Annotated in this window: 1 pseudogene; it reads left to right on the top strand. The window is 47.2% G+C overall.

The annotated features are described in order from the left end of the window. Positions 1-271, top strand: a pseudogene (locus tag Q4563_RS19985) (UDP-glucose 6-dehydrogenase); the annotation flags it as partial.

Raw genomic sequence — 271 nt, 5'->3', positions numbered from 1 at the left:
GTCTCCTATCGTGGATGCTGAGATTGAGCATTATCTGGCCGAAAAACCGCTGAACTTTCGTGCGACGCTAGATAGACAAGAAGCTTATGCCGATGCCTCTTATGTTGTGATTGCAACACCTACGGATTACGACACGGCAACCAACTACTTTAATACCTCTACGGTAGAGAGTGTGGTTCGGGATGTGATGGCAATCAATCCTACCGCTGTGATGGTGTTAAAATCGACGGTTCCAGTAGGCTTTACGAAGCGCTTGAAGGAGGAATTGAAC

This window comes from Gilvimarinus sp. 1_MG-2023, assembly GCF_030548285.1.
The sequence above is the reverse complement of the archived record's forward strand: the minus strand, read 5'-3'. Positions and strand labels throughout refer to the sequence as shown.